Below are 20,909 nucleotides of genomic sequence, written 5' to 3' on the forward strand. Positions count from 1 at the left end.
CCTACCTAATTAAATAATTTATGGCAAAAGCTGGCAAAATCAAACAGATCATCGGCGCCGTGATTGACGTGCAATTCGATGGCACCCTCCCCGAAATTTATAACGCATTGGAACTGAAAAGGCCGAATGGCGATGTACTGGTTCTGGAAGTAGAGCAGCACCTGGGTGAAGACAGCGTTCGTTGCATAGCAATGGATGGTACCGAGGGCCTTGTTCGTGGGCTGGAGGTTGTTGATACGGGTATTCCTATTGCAATGCCAGTTGGTGAGGGTATTAATGGACGTTTATTTAATGTAACCGGCGACGCTATCGATGGATTGCCTGCCGTTTCTAAAAAAGGAGGTCGTCCGATTCATGCCAAACCTCCAATGTTTGAAAACCTTTCAACTGCTGCCGAAATATTATTTACCGGTATTAAAGTTATTGACCTGATTGAGCCTTATGCAAAAGGCGGTAAGATCGGTCTGTTTGGTGGTGCAGGTGTGGGTAAAACAGTATTGATCCAGGAATTGATCAACAATATCGCAAAAGCATATGCAGGTTTATCAGTATTTGCTGGTGTGGGTGAAAGAACTCGTGAAGGAAATGACCTGATGCGTGAGATGATCGAGGCAGACATCATGAAATATGGTGACGATTTCAAACATAGCATGGAAAAAGGCGGGTGGGATCTGAGCAAAGTGAATATGGAAGACCTGAAAGATTCAAAAGCGACTTTCGTATTCGGTCAAATGAATGAACCACCCGGTGCCCGTGCAAGGGTTGCCCTTAGTGGTTTGACTGTTGCGGAATATTTCCGTGATGGTGATGGTACGGGTAAAGGAAAAGACATTCTGTTCTTCGTTGATAATATCTTCCGATTTACACAGGCTGGCTCTGAAGTATCAGCATTATTAGGCCGTATGCCTTCAGCGGTGGGATATCAGCCGACGCTTGCAACAGAGATGGGATTGATGCAGGAACGTATCACTTCTACCAAAAATGGTTCTATCACATCTGTACAGGCGGTTTACGTACCTGCGGATGACTTGACTGACCCGGCGCCTGCAACAACCTTTGCCCACCTTGATGCTACAACCGTATTGTCAAGAAAGATCGCTGACTTAGGTATCTATCCTGCGGTTGACCCGCTGGATTCTACATCAAGAATTCTTACTCCTAAGATCGTTGGTGATCTGCACTACGATTGTGCTAACCGTGTTAAACTGATCTTACAGCGTTATAAAGAATTACAGGATATCATCGCTATCCTTGGTATGGATGAATTGAGCGACGATGATAAAATGACTGTACAACGTGCAAGAAAAGTACAACGTTTCCTTTCTCAGCCTTTCCATGTGGCTGAAGCATTTACTGGTTTGAAAGGTGTACTCGTTCCGATCGAAGAAACGATCCGTGGTTTTAACATGATCATGGATGGTGAAGTGGATGACTATCCTGAAGCAGCATTCAACCTGGTAGGTACAATTGATGATGCAATTGAAAAAGGTAAGAAATTGATGGCTGAGGCTAAATAAAAAGTATTAAAAACTATGAATCTAGAGATTCTTACACCAGAAAGAAAAGTTTTCAGCGATGAAGTGTACGGCGTGCAGATGCCGGGCATCAGCGGAAGTTTTGAAGTGCTGGACAGACATGCGCCATTAGTGAGTGCATTGAAACCGGGACGTCTGAAGATCCTAAAAGATAAAACACATACAGAAAGCTTCGATATCCAGGGTGGATTTACCGAAGTATTAAATAATAAAGTAACCGTATTAGTCGAAGGCGCAGTACCCGTGCATTGAGACAGGAAAACCAGTTTATCCGGAATTGTGAAATGAAATTGTCCCCCCGCTCTTCGTGACCGGGGGGATTTTTATTTGTAATAGATGTAAGGTCAGTTTATATCATTCCCTTTACTATCTACTTTTGTCTTTAGATCTTTTTCCTTTGCCATCTTAACCCTGTACTCAGGGTCTTTTAATAATTTTTGCACATCATCCAGCTTAGCAATATAAATACTGCGGCCATGTGTGCCGATCACAATTTCATTATCCCTTTGTTGTATTGTTATGTCATGTACCGGAACGGATTTAGGCATACCTGCATTCCATAACATAAAATTATTTCCTTTATCAATGCTTACATACAATCCACCATCTGTTCCTACATACAATATGCTGTCATACTTCGGGTCTTCTTTTATTACATTGATGGGTTCGTTTGGCAGATCTTTTCCAATTGTAGTCCAAGATTGTCCGTAATCTTCACTTACATATAAATACGGCGCAAAATTATCGAAGCGATAACCGTTCAATGAAACATATACTCTTGAATTTTTATGACCAGAAGCAGTAACACGGCTAACCCAGAGATTGTTTGTTTGAAGTTTGAGAGAAGTTTGAGGTTTTCCTGTTATAGTCTTTACTTTTGTTTTTGAAGAAGGCTGTGTAGTTATTACAGTTTGGTTTATCTGCTCCCAATTATATCCTCCGTCTTTTGTTATATGAATATTGCCATCATCCGAACCTGTATATACCAATCCAAATTGTAAAGGTGATTCGTGAATAGTTGTAAGTGTACCATAAGGTACATTACCCGGTTTTCTGCCATTGGTTAAATCCGGGGTCATTGGTAATAATGTATCAGCTTTATTTAATGAACGATAAAAACGGTTGGCACCATAATAAAGTACATCAGGATTATGCTGGCTAAGCCAAATAGGCGTCTGCCAGTTAAAACGCAAAGGTTTATCACCTAATTCATGCCTCGGAGTAATTCGTTTTGTGTTTTCTCTTGTCACCCGGTTGGTTCTTGCATAAGAGCCAAACTGCGAACCGGAGTAAGTGGTAACATTATCTCTTGGATCTACCTGCACCTGCATACCATCACCACCACCGATACTTGTTTCTGCTGTAACAGTTTGACCCAAACCTGATCCAGCAAATGGATTGCGGGGTGATTGAGAAGGAAAAACCCATACACCATTATCCTGCAAACCACCATAAACATTATAAGGTCTTGCATTGTCGGTGGTGATCCCATAAAACTGTCCGACAGGTATTGAATTGGCTTTAAACCAATGCTCGCCATAATCATACGAGAGATTGATGCCACCGTCATTTCCGTTGATGATATGGCCATCACGTTTAGGGTTTACCCACAACGCATGATGATCTGCATGCACACCTGATTTATCAATGCTTACAAAATTCTTTCCACCATCTTTTGAGTACATCGCATTAAAGCCAAGTATATAAACATTCTCCGGATTAGTAGAGGATGTATAAATTTTTGCAAAGTAATAGCCATATGTATTGAAAGTAGGAATGGCTTTATCATGTGTTTTCTTCCATGTTTTTCCTGCATCATCGCTGCGGTATACTTCACAACCATAAATGCCTGTATTCTGAAAACCATCATCACTGTCGAGGTAATCGTATAGTGCAGTGGGTGGTACTTTATCGGTTTTCACCAATTCTTTCACACCTGCACCAGTATATTTCGCCGGAAAGAAATTTTTGCGGAGAAATGTATCGATCCACCGTGTTTCTAATGCAAGGAATTGTTCTTTTGTAATGGATTTGAAAAATTCTTTTTTATAACTCGAGTCAGCTTTCTTCTGTGTTGTATCAGGTTTTGGATTATTGTTATCTACAATTGCATAAACAATATTCGGGTTTTTCGGAAATACACACAGACCAATACGTCCGATCTTTTCACCGGTCATAAAACCTGAGCCGGGACCGGAAACAAATTGCCATGTATCGCCGCCATCATTGCTTTTATAAATGCCGCTGGTCTTTCCGCTTTCTTCAAATTGCCATGCACGCCTTGTTTTATACCAAACGGCTGCATACACTTCTTTCGGGTTGGATGGATTAATATCCATTTCCACTGCACCAGTATTATCATCAACAAATAAAGTTTGTTTCCATGTTTTTCCCCCGTCTGTTGTTTTGTAAACACCGCGGTCTTTATTAGGAGAATACAAATGACCCAATGCTGCTACCCAAATAGTGTTCGGATCAGTCGGATGCAATAAGATTTTTCCGATATGATGTGATTCAGGTAAACCCTGGTAGCTCCATGTCTTACCATTGTCTGAACTTTTATAAACGCCTATACCAGCATAAGAAGAACGGCTGCTGTTTACTTCACCAGTACCGATCCAGATAGTTTTGTTTTTCCAATCAACAGCAATGTCGCCAATAGTCAAAATATCTTCGCTATCGAAAATGGGATTAAATGATTGACCATTGTTGGTGGTATGCCACAGACCACCACTCGCATAGGCGGCATAAAATTCTGTCGGGTCTTCAGGGTTAGCTTCAATATCAACAACACGGCCACTCATAGTAACTGGGCCGATATTGCGGAATTTAACATTATTCACTAAAGAATTCTGTTCAAGAGTCTTGCGCTGTTGAATAGTTTTCAGTCTTTCTTCTCCAGAAGTAGGGGCTGGCTGTGAGTAGGTTGTTAAACTAAGAACAAGTACTGAAACGAAGCAGCAAAATTGTATTAATTTCGTAAGCATAAACGAGGTGTTTTGGCGTTATTCATGTGTGGCCGAAGAATGCTGAGCAAAGTTCTGAACGTAAAAGAGTGCGACGCAACAGACGATGAGCAGAATTACTGCAGCCGGAAACAAAAATCTAATATCATCAAACATACTAAACTATGCGATTCATTATTCTACTTGCCCTTTTAATTTCTATAAATGGTTTTGGCCAATACAAAGACTATAAGATTGGTCCAAAGGGAGATACATTAAACCGCATTGATATGCAGGGCAAAAAGCAAGGTCCATGGGTGGTGATAGTGCCTGAATTGCGTGGGGAACAAGGTTATGAAGAGGAGGGTTATTTTGAAAATGATAAAAGAGTTGGTACTTGGAGACGTTACACACCAATGGGTGATAAGATTGCCCAGGAAAATTATCGTTGGGGAAATAAAGATGGTATCTGTCAGTATTTTTTGTTGGGTGGTGGTTTAGTGAGAGAGGAAAGCTGGAAAGCAGTGAATCCTGACAATCCATGGGATACTGTACCGGTAACAGATCCGGATAATCCTGATAAGGTACTGAGATATGCTATTGTAAAATTGGAAGGTTTTTCATTGAAGCATGGTACATGGACCTATTATGACCCACAGTTTGGAACGATAACAAAACATGAAAAATATTTTTTGGATAAAATAGAAGGTGCACAAAACAGTAAAGGCGAAGACCTGACACCGATTGATGTAACCAAAGGATATAAGCCCACTACAGACTCACTGGGAAATAAATCGGTGAAAAAAACAGCCGAGATGATGGAGTATGAAAAGAAAAACTCCGGTAAGAAGAGCGTTAAGGTAAGGGATGGAAAGACGGGGTATTGAGTTGGATACTAGATTCCAGATGCTGGATTGTTTTATTGTTGAATCGTAACTTTATCTTTTTTACTTTCCTTCGAAATATGTTTTGAAAAAGAGTAGTTGATACTTCACGGCATTCCGCCAATAATTCCAGTCATGTTTTCCAGGCCGTTCAATATAATCATGCTGAATTTTTAACCGCAGCATTTTTTCATGTAGTGCTTTGTTTACATCATAAAAGAAATCTTCAGTGCCGCAATCGAAAATAATTTTTGAAGAATCGCCTTTATGTTGATCAATCACATTGATCACAGAATAGTTTTTCCAGTTGTCTGCATGAATAATAGTGTCTCCGAGTCTTCTCAGCAGGTGCCAGTTTTTAGGAAAGGGTCTAAGATCAACTCCGCCACTCATACTACCGCATGCACCGAAAATATCTGAATGACGTAAGCCGAGAAACAATCCACCGTGACCACCCATGCTCAGGCCGGTTACTGCTCTTGCTTTTCTATTCGGAATTGTTCTGTATAATTTATCAATGGCTTCAGGAATTTCTTTTCCAACGTAGGTTTCAAATTTCATTGTACTGTCAACCGGGCTATCAATATACCAACTGCTGAATTCACCATCAGGGCAAACAATTATCAACTGGTAATCATCAGCATATTTTATAAGATCAGGTTCTTGTTTTATCCAGTTGTTGTAAGAGCCACTATATCCATGCAGGAGATATACAACTGGGTAAGTGTTTTTTTTCTTCTTCTTATAAGTAGCTGGTTTTATAACAACGCATTTAATATCTTTTTGCATGCTGTTGCTGCGGATGATGATAGTGTCAACAGTTCCTGCAAAAGAATTTTGTAAAATGAATAGTACAGTAAGGGATAAAAGAAAATTCTTCATGACAGGAAAGATAATAAAAAAGCGAAGGTTGAATTGATCAGCCTTCGCTTTTGATTTAGAAATTTGGATTTTAGAATGCTTTTTTCTCGCCTGCTTTCTGCATTGGGTTATTTGCCTGGCCCGGTCCAGCACCTCTTGGTCCACCTTGTCTTCCTTTGAAGACAGTAAACTTGGAAGGCTCGGGAATTGTATTCCAGGAATTGTTATCCTGATTTATATCCGCCGTTTCTTTAAAGGGATCCAACTTTACAGAAGCTACTTCTTTATTCTTGATAAATGTTTTTACCACTTTTCCTTCATTCAGTCGCCATACCTGTGCAGGTATTCTTTCTACTTCTTTAGTCCCATCTTTATAAGTCCATTCCAAAATGATTGGCATTACCAGGCCACCTTTATTGCTGAAGGTGAGTTCATACATATTTGTATTGGCGTATTTCGTTTTTTCCTCATCCGTCAACGTTTCAGGTTTGCTGGCAGGAATGGTAACACTGAATTGTGTTGTATCATAAGGTTCAAGACCTCTTGCATAACGCCAATAAAAATCACGAAGGGTTGTATCAGCATCTGTCTGGAAAGTGATGCTTTTATCTTCCCGGTTTCTCATTTTTGAAATATCATTATCCGGGACAAGCCTGGGTTTGTCAATGCTGCGTTTTTGTGTTTGTTCTTTTGTTGCTTCAGGTACAAAACTCAGATCAGGCTTGGCATACTTTACGCTGTCCAGCGAAATATCACAAGCTTCTGTGCTATAGAACCAACCTCTCCAGAACCAATCAAGGTCTTCGCCACTTGCATCTTCCATTGTACGGAAGAAATCTGCCGGTTCAGGGTGTTTGAAAGCCCATCTTTTTGCATATTTCTGAAATGCGTAATCAAAACTCTTTCTACCCATGATTGTTTCGCGGAGAATATTCAAACCAGTTGCGGGTTTTGAATATGCATTAGGACCAAATTGAACAATATTCTCACTGTTGGTCATAATAGGTTCGAGTTGATCTTTAGGTAGCTTCATATAATCAGTGATGAATGCTGCTGGTCCGCGGTTGTTAGCGTATTTATTATCCCAGAGCTCTTGAGTAAGAAATTGTACAAAAGTATTCAGGCCTTCATCCATCCAGCTCCATTGGCGTTCATCGCTGTTAATGATCATCGGGAAAAAATTATGACCTACTTCATGTGTAACAACACCGATCATTCCGTATTTAGTTCCTTCGCTGTAAGTACCATCTTTTTCAGTACGACCATTATTAAAGCATATCATTGGATATTCCATTCCGCTTGATGCTTCAATACTTTGTGCAACAGGATATGGATAAGGGATCGTGAACTTTGAATAAGTTTGAATCGTATGTTCTACTACTTTACTTGAAAATTTTCTGTACAAACCATAAGCTTCTTTTGGATAGCCACTCATACACATGACTCTTTTCCCTTCGACCTTTGTTGCCAATGCATCCCAGATAAATTTACGTGATGTGCCCCATGCAAAGTCACGAACATTATCAGCCTTGAATATCCATGTTTTCTTTTTGTCGCTTTTTTGTTTCTCTGCAGCTTTAGCCTCATCAAGTGTTACTACCTCTACCGGCTCTTTTGAAACTTGTGCTTTATTCCATCTTGCAAGCTGTGCAGGTGTTAATACAGCTGCATAGTTTTGTCCTTCACCAGTTGCCAGGATAACATGATCTGCAGGTACGGTCATTTGAACTTTAAAGTTTCCGAAAGTAAGTGCAAACTCTCCACGACCAGTGAATTGATGATTTTGCCATCCCTGGAAATCGCTATAAACACAAAGACGAGGATACCATTGTGCCATGGTAAAAACATGATTACCATCTTCAGGGAAATATTCATAACCACCACGGCCACCACGACCCAAACGATCAGATATTTTATAATTCCAATCGAGTTTGAAAGTAAATTTTTGACCGGGCTTTAATGGTGCAGGCAATTCAATCCGCATCATTGTTTTATTGACATCGTATTTGAGATTTTTGCCAAGAGCATCAGTCAGCTTCAGAATATTAAAACCGTAGCCGTTATCACTTGTTCCTTCATTTGCTCTATCGATCTGTTGTGGTGAAATCCTTCTGTCCATTACATTGCTCGACTGGTAATTTGCATTGTTCACACTGCTATGCTGGTTTTCGTCAAGTTGCAACCAGAGAAATTCAAGCACATCCGGTGAGTTGTTGAAATAAGTAACGGTTTCACTACCGTTAAGCTTTAAGTTTTTTTCGTCCAGTTCGCATTTAATGTCGTAGTCGCAACGCTGTTGCCAGTATTTAGGACCTGGGGCACCACTTGCAGTGCGGTATTCATTAGGCGTAGGAAAACTGCCGCCCATTTGTTCAAATTTATTACCGTGATTACTGCCTGAATTATTTTGGGTGTTTTGAGAAATGACAACTGAAACAGCCATCATTGTGAAAATGACAGAAAGAAGTTTTTTCATTGTGTGAATTTTTATTCTGAAATAGGGATGTTTCCAAAACTAACAGAAAAATGAATACAGAAAGCTGCCGTTTATCCAAATGGAAATAAAAAATGCCATTGGCTTCAAAACCAATGGCATTTTTTCAAACTCTATCAAAAAGATCAGAACGCTTTTTTCTCGGTTGCCTTCTGCATCGGGTTGATGCCTGGGGCAGGAGTTACATTCTGTTTTTGCTTGAATACTTTGAACTTACTTGGCTCTTTAATGTCGCCATAAGTATTATTATCGGTATTGACGTCAGCCGTTTCATTAAACGGATCCAGTTTTACAGATGCTACTTCTTTATCCTTTACAAAAGTTTTGATCACCTTGTTTTCATTCTTGCGCCAAACCTGTGCAGGAATTCTTTCTATTTCTTTAGTACCATCCTTATAGGTCCACTCAAGAATGATCGGCATGATCAATCCACCTTTATTGCTGAAAGTGATCTCGTACATATTTTTATTAGCATACTTGCTCTGGCCTTCCTGGTCTAATTGTTCAGTTTGTGCTTTTATAGTTACAGGATATTTCGCTGTATCATACTTTTCCATTTCACGATCGTATTTCCAATAAAAATCACGGAGGGCGGTATCCTTGTCTGTTTCAAAAACAATATTCTTGTCTTCGCGGTTTCTCATTTTTGAAATATCATCACGGGTTACCTGTGCTTTTGGTAAAGCACGGTATACAACTGTATCTTTTGTTTGATTTGGGATCGCTGTAACATCTGCTTTTGCATGTTTAATAGTGTCAATTGAAATATCACATGCATCGGTACCATAGAACCAACCTCTCCAGAACCAGTCAAGGTCTTCACCTGTTGCATCTTCCAATGTTCTGAACAGGTCAGCCGGTGTGGGATGTTTGAATGCCCAGCGTTTTGCATACTCACGGAAGGCATTGTCAAATAACTCACGGCCTACAATTGTTTCTCTTAAAATATTTAAACCGGTAGCAACTTTATCATAAGCATTTGCACCAAAGTTGTTGATGTTTTCACTGTTGGTCATGATCGGCTCCAGTTGTTCTTTCGGCAATTTCATATAATCAGTGATTGACCAAGCCGGGCCTCCTCTTGAAGGAAATTTATTATCCCACAATTCCTGGGTGAGATATTGCATGTAAGAGTTCAAACCTTCATCCATCCATGTCCATTGTCTTTCATCACTGTTAATGATCATTGGGAAAAATGTATGCCCCACTTCGTGAATGATAACGAAAATGGCTGCATTCTTTTGTCCTTCATTATAAGAGCCATCTTTTTCAGCACGACCTGGGTTGAAAGAGATCATCGGGTATTCCATACCCTGGTTGCCTTCCACACTTACTGCACTGGGGTAAGGATAAGGGATAGAAAATTTTGAATAGGTTTTAATAGTATGTGCTACTGCTTTTGTTGAGATCTTACTGTAGATAGGATAAGCTTCTTTTGCATAATAACTCATCGCCATTACTTTTTTTCCTTCTACCGTTGTACCCATAGCATCCCATACAAATCTTCTTGAACTTGTCCATGCAAAATCACGAACATTATCTGCTTTGTATATCCATGTTTTAGTTTTGCTGTTGCTTTTTACTTTAGATGCATTCAATGCTTCATCCAGTGTTACAATTTGTACCGGGTCAGCAGCATTTTGTGCTTTGGTCCATCTTGCCATTTGCGTAGGTGATAAAACCTGTGCATAATTCTGACAAAGACCTGTACCACCAACCACATGATCAGCAGGAACGGTCATCTGAACTTTAAAGTTTCCAAAGCTGAGTGTAAACTCACCCGTACCAGTAAACTGGTGGTTTTGCCATCCGATTTCATCACCGTATTTACACATGCGGGGGTACCACTGTGTCATGGTGTAATTGTTATTTCCATCTTCTGGAAAATTTTCATAACCACCTCTTGCACCACCAAAGCGGAGAAAATCTCCACGGTTAGCAATTTTATAATTCCAATCAAGGTTAAAAGAAATTTTCTGACCCGGCTTCAACGGAGTAGGCAGATCCACTTTCATCATTGTTTTGTTGATCACATATTTCAACGGCTTACCCATGATATCAGTGAGTTTAGTGATCATAAAACCATATCCATTATCGCTTTTTCTTTCGTCAAAACGATCCAGCATTTTATCAGTCACCTGCGGCTGCATCGGATTGCCGGTTTGATAGTTTGCATTGTTAGCGGTGCTGTGCTGGTTCTCGTCCAGTTGCAACCAGAGATAACTCAATACATCAGGTGAGTTGTTGAAATAAGTGATGGTTTCAGAACCAGTCAGTTTGTTGTTTACTTCGTCCAGTGTACACTTAATGTCATAGTCTGCACGCATCTGCCAGTATTTAGTGCCGGGGGCGCCGCTAGCTGTGCGGTATTCATTTGGTGTAGGCAGAATGGTTCCTAATTGCTCAAATTTGTTTGCATGGTTACTGTTGGAATTGTTCTTTATGTCCTGGGACAATCCAATACTGTAAACTGCAAAAGCAAAAGCAATAAATAAAAAGACACGTTTCATTTTTGTTACAGGTTTTTATTAATTAAAAAATTGATATCATAATGGCCATCTTTCGATGGCAGTAATTACAGCAACACTAAATGCACAACCGGAAGTAAAAACCACCCATTCTCTCCGGTTAGCTTTAAATACATCCATGACCAAAGTGGCTATCGTCAAAATGATCAACACAATTACAATTTGCCCGGCTTCCAATCCAACATTAAATCCAAATAATCCCCATCCAAGACTTTGATCACTTGCCAGTGCAATACGAATCGTATTTGCAAAACCCAAACCATGGATCAAGCCAAAGAACAAGGCCAGAAAATAATTGATACGGATGGTACGTGGGGTAAATTTTTTCTGAAACAAATTGGTAATGGCTGTTATAAAAATTGTACAGGGTATTAAAAACTCAACCCATTTACTGCTTACGGTTACCAGTTCTTTTACGCTAAGGTATAAAGTAAGCGAATGACCAATTGTAAAAGCAGTTACCAGTACTAATACCTGTTTCCAGTCTTTAATGACATAAATGGCGGCCAGCGCTAAAATAAAAAGCTGGTGGTCCATTGCGTCAAAGCTGACAATATGTTCCCAGCCAATTTTAAAATAAAAGGAAAAATCACTCATAGATACCCATTCCGGCTAAACCACTCATAAAATTTTAACAGCTATCCTTAACCGGGCATCAAAATAAAGCAGACTTTTGTCCCAATAAAATTTAATTTGGCTAATGGCAATAATGCTCTATAAATGGTGTTTTACCCCCTTCTTTTCAATGCTTCTTTTTATGGGGGGCAAACCGGCTGTTCAAATCAATGAAAATAAGGCACATCCCCTCCATATCGCTACGGTAGAAATAGAACATAATGGGACAGATAAAACCCTCGAAATAACCTGTAAAACTTTCTGGGATGACTTTGAAAGCATCTTAAGCAAGAACAATAAAAAGACAATTGACCTCACCAGCACTAAAGCTGTTTCGGATAATAACAAGGTGATCTTTGAATACCTTAAATCACATTTGCAGATAACCATTGATGGAAAAATAATTCCTTTGAATTTTGTAGGTTATGAAAAAGAAGATGTGGTAGTTTTTTCTTATTTACAGGCCGATAATGTTGCTTCAGTTAAAAAAGTTTCTATTATCAGTTCTATAATGCATGATATGTTCGACGACCAAACGGAGATCGTTCATGTAATTGTAAACGGGAACAGGAAGAGCACCAAATTGGATTACCCGGTAAAGAATGCGGAGTTTAGTTTCTAGATGCTGGATGCTAGATATCGGATACTGGTAATAGTCTTCAAATTAATAATACTTTATGATGTAGAAGTGTTTACCGCATCAAGAATCCAGTATCCACTATCCAGAATCACTCATCCATATCCTCTCTCAACTCCTCTGTTATTTTTATCAGCACTTTGTCAATGCGGTGACCATCCATATCAATAATTTCTATAGTAAAACCTTTCCAATCAAATTTGTCGCCTGTTGATGGTATGCGTTCAAGCTCATGCAAAATAAATCCCGCCAGCGTATCAAACTCATGTTCACCTTCGTTCATCCATTCTGTTTTATCAAAGCGAACCAAAAAATCATAAAAAGGTATTTGTCCATCAACAAGAAAAGATCCATCCTCTCTTTCCTGTATTTCATAATCCGGTACATCAGGCTGCGGCATTTCACCAACAATTGCTTCCAGTATGTCATTCAAAGTGATCATGCCTAATACTGTTCCGTATTCGTCCACAATAAAACAGCTATGCTCCTTTGATTCTTTAAATTTTTCCAAAACCTGGTAAGCAGAATTATTTTCTGGAACAAACATGGCGGGTTTCATCAGTTCTTTGAACAGTGTCATATCATCTGCCACATATAGATCTTTGATAGTTACAATGCCCTTTAATTCGTCAATATCATTGTCGCAAATCGGGTAAACCGAATGTGGTTCTTTGATGATCTTTTCTTTTATCTTCTCCTCAGTGTCGTCAAGATTGAACCAGATAATGTCACTGCGGTGTGTCATAAGCGAAGTGATGTTACGGTCGCCGAGATGAAACACTCTTTCAATGATCTCCTGTTCAGCTTCATCAATAGTGCCTGCTTCGGTTCCTTCTGTGATAAGGGTTTTTATCTCTTCTTCTGTCACTGCATCATCTTTACTTTTCTTTATATTAAAAATGCGGAAGAATAAAGTGCTTATCTTATTCAGCAACCATACTATCGGGTGGGTAACTGTTGCAAAATTTCGCATAGGGCCTGCTACTAATTTTGAGATCCGTTCTGCCCGCAGCAACCCGATCTGTTTAGGTATCAATTCACCAAAAATGATGGAAAGAAATGTAACAATGATTACAACGATCGCAATTGAAATATTTTCTGCATAGGATCTCAGAAAATCAAATTGTTCAAAGAAAGGGATAAGGTAAACGCTGAACCTGTCACCGGAGTACACACCCGTAAGAATAGCAATTAAAGTGATGCCGATTTGAGCAGCCGATAAAAAAACTTCCGGATTATTGGAAAGTTCGAGGGCCTTTCTTGCTTTTTCATCTCCTTTTTCGGCCATGCTTTCCAGCCTGGATTTTCGAACCGATACCAGGGCTATTTCACTCATTACAAATAATCCGTTGATAAAAATAAGAACGAGTAATATGAAGATTTCCATCTATGCTTTAAGTTGATTATCGAAGATAGCGATTCCGTAGCGCTTATTGAAAAACTGTGCTACCAATGAACCGATCAGTAAGCCCCAAAGGCCACCACAAAAAACATCAGTAGGATAGTGTATGCCGGCATATACCTGGGCATAAGATACCAACAAGGGCCATAAAAAAATCAGGCGCAGGTAAGGACTATTGAATGTTTTTCTGAAACTGAGATAAGTGAATGCAGCCATGCCAAAATGATTAGCAGCATGATTTGAAATGAAACTATAACCCCCGGCACAATGATCGAGAATAAGACGGACTTGGTCCATAAAATCAGGATCTGAGCAAGGACGCAAACGTTCAATTCTATGTTTAAATAAATTAGTGCCGGTTAAATCAGTGATGGCAACAGTACAGATATAAAAAACCACCCACCACCAACCGTTTTTAAAATTCAGAGTAACGAAAAAGAAGAGAAATACATAAACCGGCAGCCAGTGATTACCTTCTCTTAGAAAAGGAAAAACAGCATCAAAGAAATCATTCACCCAGTCACTGTTTATTTTTTTAAACAGCCAACGGTCAGCATCTACCAGGGTATTTACAATATTCAATAGCATTTTCTATGGCGCAAATGTAACACAGTAATGTTAAAGGTGGTCTAATACTCATTGCAGATACAGCTGAATTAGTTTTACTTTGCATTCTTCATAAAAAAAATCAAACGGCAGATGTTTTCACGGTTCAGGATACCAAAAACAATTTTATGGGTGCTCAACCTGTTCCTGATCTTTTTATTCATCTTCACTCTTTACCGACTAATCACTTTTTTTGCTTTCAAACCCGCCACTATTTCTTTTAATGATATTCTGCCTTCTTTGTTCATGGGATTGCGGTATGATCTACGCTGGATATCCATCGTCATGTTCCCGATCATACTGGTCAGCATGCGGCCAGAAATGTCACCATTTTATTCTTCTCAAAATAAAAAATGGTGGACATGGTATCTTGCTATCATCACTTTTATTTTGTTCTTCTTTTTTGCTGCAAGCTTTGGCAGTTTTTCTTATAATCTTGAACCGCTGGATGCCAAGGCCATGAATTTTGTAGAAGACCCAAAGATCTCATTGCAAATGATGTGGCAAACTTATCCGCTTATCTGGATGATACTGGGTTTGATAGTAGCTGTAATGCTTTTCCGCTGGATGTATCATAAAAGTCACTGGCAGGTGATCAGATCAACAGATGGTAAAGGAATTCCTTATAGGAGGAAATATTTTTTTATTGCTGCATTGATAATGGGATTGTTCATTTATGGTTCTCTATCCTGGCCGCCATTAAAAAGAAGCGACAGTTTTAAATTCAAAAACAGTTTTAAATCTTATATCGCCATTAACCCCTTGCAAAATTTTTTCAGTACACTCAAAGGTCGCAAGCATGAATTCAATACAATAAAAGCAAGAGAAGCAATACCGGTAATGGAAGAATGGATGCAACTGAATTTAAAAGGTGAATTGAATTACCGACGCCAGATACTACCTGGCAGCGCTTCACTGGAAAGCAGGCCGAACATTGTACTGGTGATGTGTGAAAGTTTCAGCATGTATAAAAGCAGTATGAGCGGCAACCCGCTAAATACAACTCCTTTCTTTGATTCACTGAGAAATAACGGGGTATTTTTTGAAAAATGTTTTTCGCCGCATTTTTCCACAGCAAGAGGTTTATTTGCCCTGATAACCGGCATCCCGGATGCGCAGAATTACAAGTTTTCCACCCGTGATTCAGTAGCCGTGCAGCAACGTACTATCATCAATAATTTTGAAGGATATGAAAAATTTTATTTTCTTGGCGGAAATCCTGAGTTCAGCAATTTTGATGGATTGCTGAACAATATTCATGGTTTGCAGAAGTATACAGAAGGAAAACTAAAATCACCGAAAGTGAATGTTTGGGGTATCAGTGATAAGAATTTATTTCTCGAAGCAAATGATGTTTTTAAACAACAAACCAAACCATTTTTTGCATTGGTACAAACAGCCGACAACCACCGGCCATTTATGATCCCTGAAGTCGATTCGGCATTTAAAAAGATCCAGGTTGATGAATTGCAGCTAAAGAAATACGGATTTGAATCGGTTAATGAATTCAATTCATTCCGGTATTCCGACTATTGCTTCCAGAAATTTATTGAAGCTGCACAAAAAGAAAATTATTTTCACAATACCATTTTTGTTTTTGTCGGTGATCATGGAGTTGCCGGTGATGCAACTTCCATTTATCATGCAGCATGGACTGAGCAGCGGCTTACGGATATGCATGTACCCCTCTTGTTTTATGCGCCGGAACTGTTACAGCCGCAAAAAAGAAAAGAAGTAGTATCGCAGATCGATGTATTGCCTACCATTGCAGGCATGATACACCAGCCCTATGTAAATACAACGCTGGGCCGTGATTTGCTGGATTCAACCAAAAGAAAAAACTTTGCATTTACAACCAATACATCAGGCAGGATCGGAATGGTGACAGATGATTTTTATTTTACGAAGAATCTTGAATTTCCTGATGAACAATTAATTCCATTTACAACTAATGCACTCAGGTATTCAAAACCACAACAGGATTCGATCCGGGAAAAGCTTTCAATTTTCACATCTGCATTTTATGAAACAGCCAGGTGGATGATCATGAATAATAAGAAGGAATGAGGAGTTAGTAGTCGGGAGTCAGGAGTCTGTAGTAACAATATCACAATATCATTTTACTATCTAGACTTTTCTGCAATAAGGATCAGCCTCGGCGTTTTCCTTACATCATAGGCATTCAATTCATAATCGCCAAACACTTCTTTCACTTGCATGCCCTGGTAACTGAGCATATCATTAAAATCACCTAAAGAAAATTTAGCTACCTGCTCAGTATATTCCAGCGGTTTGCTGAGTGCAACATCTTCTGCTATTATTTTTTTGTAAAAATGGGCTTCATCATCCCAGCGGTGAATAGTATAAGTTGTACCGTCAATTTTTTTTACTTCATTATGTACTAAATGATCTTCTGAATAATGCACATTCAGGTAATCTATCACAAACACAGCACCGGGCTTTAAACTTTTTACAATTGTGCGGATGGAATCATCATGTTCTCGTCTTGTTTTAAAAAAACCGAAACTGGTAAAGAAATTAAAAGCATAATTAAAATAGTTGATATAGAACGGCAGCCGCATATCATGCACATAAAACTCCAGCCTGTCATTTTGAAATTGTTTTGCAAAAGCAATACTGTTAGGTGAAATATCAATACCAGTAACCTGGTGGCCGAGAGAAGCTAGTATTTTGCTATGCCGGCCTTTGCCACAAGCTACATCAAGCATTCGGCTGTTAGGTAAAGGGGAAAGATGTTCCAGGAGTTTTTTAATAAATGCGGCAGCTTCTTTTTCATCCCTGTCAAAATAGAGTTTATGATAAAAAGGGGAGTTAAACCATTCTGAGTACCATGCTGTTTGAGCCATAAGCAAATGTAAGTTAGCCAGGGGTTACTCAAATGATGCGGATAAATATTGACTGTATTGTTTTTAATTAGTGTAATACATAACATTTATGTCAACCCTGTTTTACGTATTTTTGCCGTCCGAACCATAAACACAAGATCTTGGCACTGATAAAAAGCATTTCCGGAATAAGAGGCACGATCGGGGGAGTACCCGGTGATAATCTCACACCTGTTGATATTGTAAAATTTGCTGCAGCCTTCGGCACTATCATCGCTGCGGGTAAATCAAAAGCAAAAATTGTAATTGGACGTGATGGCCGCATCAGCGGAGCAATGGTTCGTGACCTTGTCGTAAGTACACTTACAGGATTGGGCATTGATGTAATTGACCTGGGATTATCTACAACACCAACAGTTGAGATCGCAGTAAAAATGGAAAATGCTGATGGCGGAATTATTCTTACAGCCAGCCATAACCCGAGAGAATGGAATGCATTGAAATTGTTGAATAACGAAGGAGAATTTATTTCAGCTGAGATCGGTGCAAAAGTTTTAGAGCTTGCATCAAAAGAGAAATTTGTTTTTAATTCAGTTGAAAGACTTGGAGCAGTTACTACTGATGAAACTTATCTGCAAAAGCATATTGATGCTATTTTAAAATACCCGTTGGTAAATGCGAAAGCAATTGCTAAAAAAGAGTTTAAAGTCGTAGTCGATGCAATTAATTCTACCGGGGCTACATATGTTCCGGCGTTATTAAAAGCATTGGGTGTAAATGAAGTGATAGTGCTGAACGGAGAAGTAAATGGAAAATTTGCACATAATCCGGAGCCATTGCCTGAACATTTAAGGGAATTAAGTAATGAAGTAGTAAAAAATAAAGCTGATCTGGGTATCGCTGTTGACCCGGATGTTGATCGTCTTTGTTTTGTATGTGAGGACGGAAGCATGTTTGGAGAAGAATATACATTGGTCGCAGTTGCTGATTATATCCTGGGTAAAAAACAGGGGAACACCGTAAGCAATATGAGTAGCACCAAATCGCTGAAAGAAATTACGTTGAAAAACGGCGGCGAATATTTTCCATCAGCGGTGGGAGAAGTGAATGTGGTAAAGAAGATGAAAGAAGTGAATGCAGTAATTGGCGGTGAAGGTAATGGCGGTATCATAGTTCCCGATTTCCATTACGGCCGTGATGCTTTGATCGGTATCGGTTTATTTTTAAGTCATTTGGCCAATCATAAAAAAGGGATCAAATCATTGCGCAGCAATTATCCTGATTATTTTATCAGCAAGAATAAAATAGAACTGGAAAATGGCATTGACCTGAAAGCCATTTTTGAAAAAATAAAAAAGAAATACAAAAAGCAACCGCTCAATACCGAAGATGGATTGAAAATAGAATTTGACAAAGACTGGGTTCATCTGCGTCCATCCAACACCGAACCTATCATCCGCATTTATTCAGAAAGTGATTTTGAAACAACTGCTAATAACATTGCTCTGCAGATCATGAGGGATATTAAGGAGTTTATGTAAGCAACTGTGCTTTTCAGAACCTAAAGCATGTCTGTAATAAGTCAAATGATAGTCTATTTTAAATAACCTGTCAGCCATCTCATAATATTCAAAGCAAACTGTTTATTATCTGAACCGGGAACATTCATTCCTGCATCCGGAGTGTAATTCGGAGGCCAAAGCTGGGCTGTTATCATGGCGGCCTCACCAAGTACTACCACTTTTCCTTTTCCAAAATTAAATGCTACCCCATGTGTCCGTAAACCTTTTGTTTTTATCGCGACTCTTGAAATATTAGGTTGTGCCGGATCTACAACCATAAAATCAATTGCAGATTCACTTAATGGTAAAAGTGCTGAGCTCCCGTCTGGGCCAACAACAGTCCTTCCGGCAAACGTTTGTACCCGTTTTATTTTCTCCGAATCATTCCTACCACGAAGTATTGAATGATTTCCCAACGACCTATCAGTTTCAGAGAAATAAATACTTCCTGGATTAATTGTCACACCATCTGGCCGATACCTGCTGCTATGAAGTGAATCAAGGGTAATACTTATTTCCTGTGTCTCTGCACCTACGGAATATAATAACTCATCAATCGTAAAATTATCATGGTCTGTAATCGCAAGTAAGGATCCACCTTGTTGAATCCAATCTTTCAAAATCTGTATCTCAGCAACATTAATTGCACCCGGGCTTGCAATTACTACAACATTTGCCTGTCCCAGCAATTCTTTTGTAAAAGGAGTCAAGCTTCGTATTACTCTGAATCCATCATTTTCCATCAGGCGGGCAAATGGTTTATAACGTCCTGTAGCTTTATGATAATTATTATGTGCTTCATCAAATAAAATAACCGGACAATTAATTTGACAAATGGGCACTGCGACTTGAGTATCAAAAGCTGTATCAGCAATCACTTCTCTCGGTGAGTTCTGCTGTGTTGATGAGTTTTTAGGTTTTAGTTTTTCGAATTGTTGACGAAATTCATTTTCCTTTTCTTTATTTCCCGTTGCTTCATAATAATCAGCCATACTGTCAAATACATTACTGCTTTTGGGATAGTTCTCAATATTCAGTTTAAAAAGCATTTCAGCTTTATCAAACATTTTCCCGGATAAAAAAACATACCCAAGCCAATTAACTAATTGCTCCGGGGGGAAGGTCTTTTCTCCGGAAACTCCAGGTTGTTTTGAATAGAAAGAGTTTAAATAATTCACAGGATTGAAAGACGCATTAAAAAAGTTATCAGGCAGTTTGTTCTGAACCGAAGCAGCCCTAGCCCAATATTCAAAGGCCTTTATACTATCTCCAAGGTTTTCGTAATAATCCCCCATATCATCAAGCGCCGTAGAATTTTCGGGATTATTTTCGTAATTCATTTTAAATAGAATCATGGCCTTATCTTTCTTATTGAGCCGAATTAAATTGTTTGCAATGTTTCTTACCAGATATTGTGGCGGCGGAGTCTTTCGTCCAATATTTTTAGATAACTGGTCGTAATCCTTGATGATTTCAGTGTCAAATTTTATTAATGAATCTGCAAATAAAGAGGGTTCCTTATATTTTACGACTAATGCTTTTGAATAATACACAAATGATCTGTCTTTATCTCCTTTGGCCTTATAATAATCTGCCATTTGCTGGTATAATATATAGTTATTAGGGTAATTATCAATATTCATCCTGAGTAACCAATAGGCTTTATCAAACATTTCTTTTCGCATAAAAAATGTTGCTGATTTAATTACTAAGTCTTCTGGGGGTAATATGTTTTTTCCATTTGACCTCGATATGCTGTCATAATGGGTTACTATGTATTCTTTAGCATTGTAAGCTGGGCTGAAGAAGCTACTGGGTAAATCATATTTCTTGATTAACTCTTTTTCAGCTCCATTTTGACAGTAAACTACGGTAATAGTTAAGCAAGCAGTCAATGTCAATAAATTCTTTTTCATTTGTTTTGGTTTTCGAGACTGAAAGTCTGTTTGCTGGATGGATGTTAAAATTGCCCACGACATTTAAATTTACGCCTT

General features: G+C 38.9%; 15 protein-coding genes. 6 read left to right on the forward strand and 9 right to left on the reverse strand.

Features of this window, described 5'->3' with window-relative positions:
- Positions 1-20 precede the first annotated feature (20 nt).
- Together E6H07_17785 and atpC are read left to right on the forward strand one after the other, a co-directional pair.
- A complete protein-coding gene (locus E6H07_17785) occupies positions 21-1,517 on the forward strand; it encodes a F0F1 ATP synthase subunit beta (GenBank protein ID TMI61751.1) in 1,497 nt (498 codons plus the stop codon).
- Positions 1,518-1,532: 15 nt separating this feature from the next.
- On the forward strand, positions 1,533-1,787 hold the full coding sequence (atpC, locus tag E6H07_17790) for an ATP synthase F1 subunit epsilon (GenBank protein TMI61752.1): 255 nt from the start codon (positions 1,533-1,535) through the stop codon (positions 1,785-1,787).
- A 92-nt stretch (positions 1,788-1,879) separates the two neighbouring features.
- Here atpC and E6H07_17795 read toward each other — a convergent pair whose 3' ends face one another.
- Positions 1,880-4,522 (reverse strand): glycosyl hydrolase, encoded by a 2,643-nt coding sequence (locus E6H07_17795; protein ID TMI61753.1) that lies wholly within the window; start codon positions 4,520-4,522, stop codon positions 1,880-1,882.
- 143 nt (positions 4,523-4,665) lie between these two features.
- Here E6H07_17795 and E6H07_17800 point away from each other — a divergent pair, with 143 nt between their 5' ends.
- On the forward strand, positions 4,666-5,367 hold the full coding sequence (locus tag E6H07_17800; GenBank protein TMI61754.1) for a hypothetical protein: 702 nt from the start codon (positions 4,666-4,668) through the stop codon (positions 5,365-5,367).
- A 60-nt stretch (positions 5,368-5,427) separates the two neighbouring features.
- Here E6H07_17800 and E6H07_17805 read toward each other — a convergent pair whose 3' ends face one another.
- The 4 genes from E6H07_17805 to E6H07_17820 form a co-directional block, all read right to left on the reverse strand.
- On the reverse strand, positions 5,428-6,246 hold the full coding sequence (locus E6H07_17805; protein ID TMI61755.1) for an esterase family protein: 819 nt from the start codon (positions 6,244-6,246) through the stop codon (positions 5,428-5,430).
- Positions 6,247-6,316: 70 nt separating this feature from the next.
- Complete coding sequence (locus E6H07_17810; protein TMI61756.1) at positions 6,317-8,701, reverse strand: M1 family metallopeptidase; 2,385 nt, start codon at positions 8,699-8,701, stop codon at positions 6,317-6,319.
- A gap of 143 nt (positions 8,702-8,844) precedes the next feature.
- Positions 8,845-11,229, reverse strand: a complete 2,385-nt coding sequence (locus E6H07_17815) for a M1 family metallopeptidase (GenBank protein ID TMI61757.1) — start codon at positions 11,227-11,229, stop codon at positions 8,845-8,847.
- 36 nt (positions 11,230-11,265) lie between these two features.
- Entirely contained in the window at positions 11,266-11,844 is a 579-nt protein-coding gene (locus E6H07_17820) for a HupE/UreJ family protein (protein ID TMI61758.1), read from the reverse strand.
- Positions 11,845-11,947: 103 nt separating this feature from the next.
- On the opposite strand from E6H07_17820, the gene E6H07_17825 reads away from it, so the two are divergent.
- Positions 11,948-12,484, forward strand: a complete 537-nt coding sequence (locus tag E6H07_17825) for a hypothetical protein (protein ID TMI61759.1) — start codon at positions 11,948-11,950, stop codon at positions 12,482-12,484.
- 106 nt (positions 12,485-12,590) lie between these two features.
- Here the strand turns inward: E6H07_17825 and E6H07_17830 are convergent, their stop codons facing one another.
- The gene (locus E6H07_17830) at positions 12,591-13,886 is read right to left on the reverse strand and encodes an HlyC/CorC family transporter (protein TMI61760.1); all 1,296 of its coding nucleotides are present in this window, start codon (positions 13,884-13,886) and stop codon (positions 12,591-12,593) included.
- Complete coding sequence (locus E6H07_17835) at positions 13,887-14,489, reverse strand: phosphatase PAP2 family protein (protein ID TMI61761.1); 603 nt, start codon at positions 14,487-14,489, stop codon at positions 13,887-13,889.
- Positions 14,490-14,600: 111 nt separating this feature from the next.
- Here E6H07_17835 and E6H07_17840 point away from each other — a divergent pair, with 111 nt between their 5' ends.
- On the forward strand, positions 14,601-16,574 hold the full coding sequence (locus E6H07_17840) for a hypothetical protein (protein TMI61762.1): 1,974 nt from the start codon (positions 14,601-14,603) through the stop codon (positions 16,572-16,574).
- A 56-nt stretch (positions 16,575-16,630) separates the two neighbouring features.
- Here the strand turns inward: E6H07_17840 and E6H07_17845 are convergent, their stop codons facing one another.
- On the reverse strand, positions 16,631-17,374 hold the full coding sequence (locus E6H07_17845) for a methyltransferase domain-containing protein (GenBank protein TMI61763.1): 744 nt from the start codon (positions 17,372-17,374) through the stop codon (positions 16,631-16,633).
- Positions 17,375-17,514: 140 nt separating this feature from the next.
- Here E6H07_17845 and glmM point away from each other — a divergent pair, with 140 nt between their 5' ends.
- Complete coding sequence (glmM, locus tag E6H07_17850) at positions 17,515-18,894, forward strand: phosphoglucosamine mutase (GenBank protein ID TMI61764.1); 1,380 nt, start codon at positions 17,515-17,517, stop codon at positions 18,892-18,894.
- 53 nt (positions 18,895-18,947) lie between these two features.
- On the opposite strand, the gene E6H07_17855 is transcribed toward glmM, so the two are convergent.
- Positions 18,948-20,831, reverse strand: coding sequence for a hypothetical protein (locus E6H07_17855; GenBank protein ID TMI61765.1), 1,884 nt, complete (start codon positions 20,829-20,831; stop codon positions 18,948-18,950).
- Between the last annotated feature and the right edge of the window lie 78 nt (positions 20,832-20,909).

It is taken from the genome of Bacteroidota bacterium (assembly GCA_005882315.1).
In the GTDB taxonomy this organism is placed as follows: Bacteria; Bacteroidota; Bacteroidia; order Chitinophagales; family Chitinophagaceae; genus VBAR01.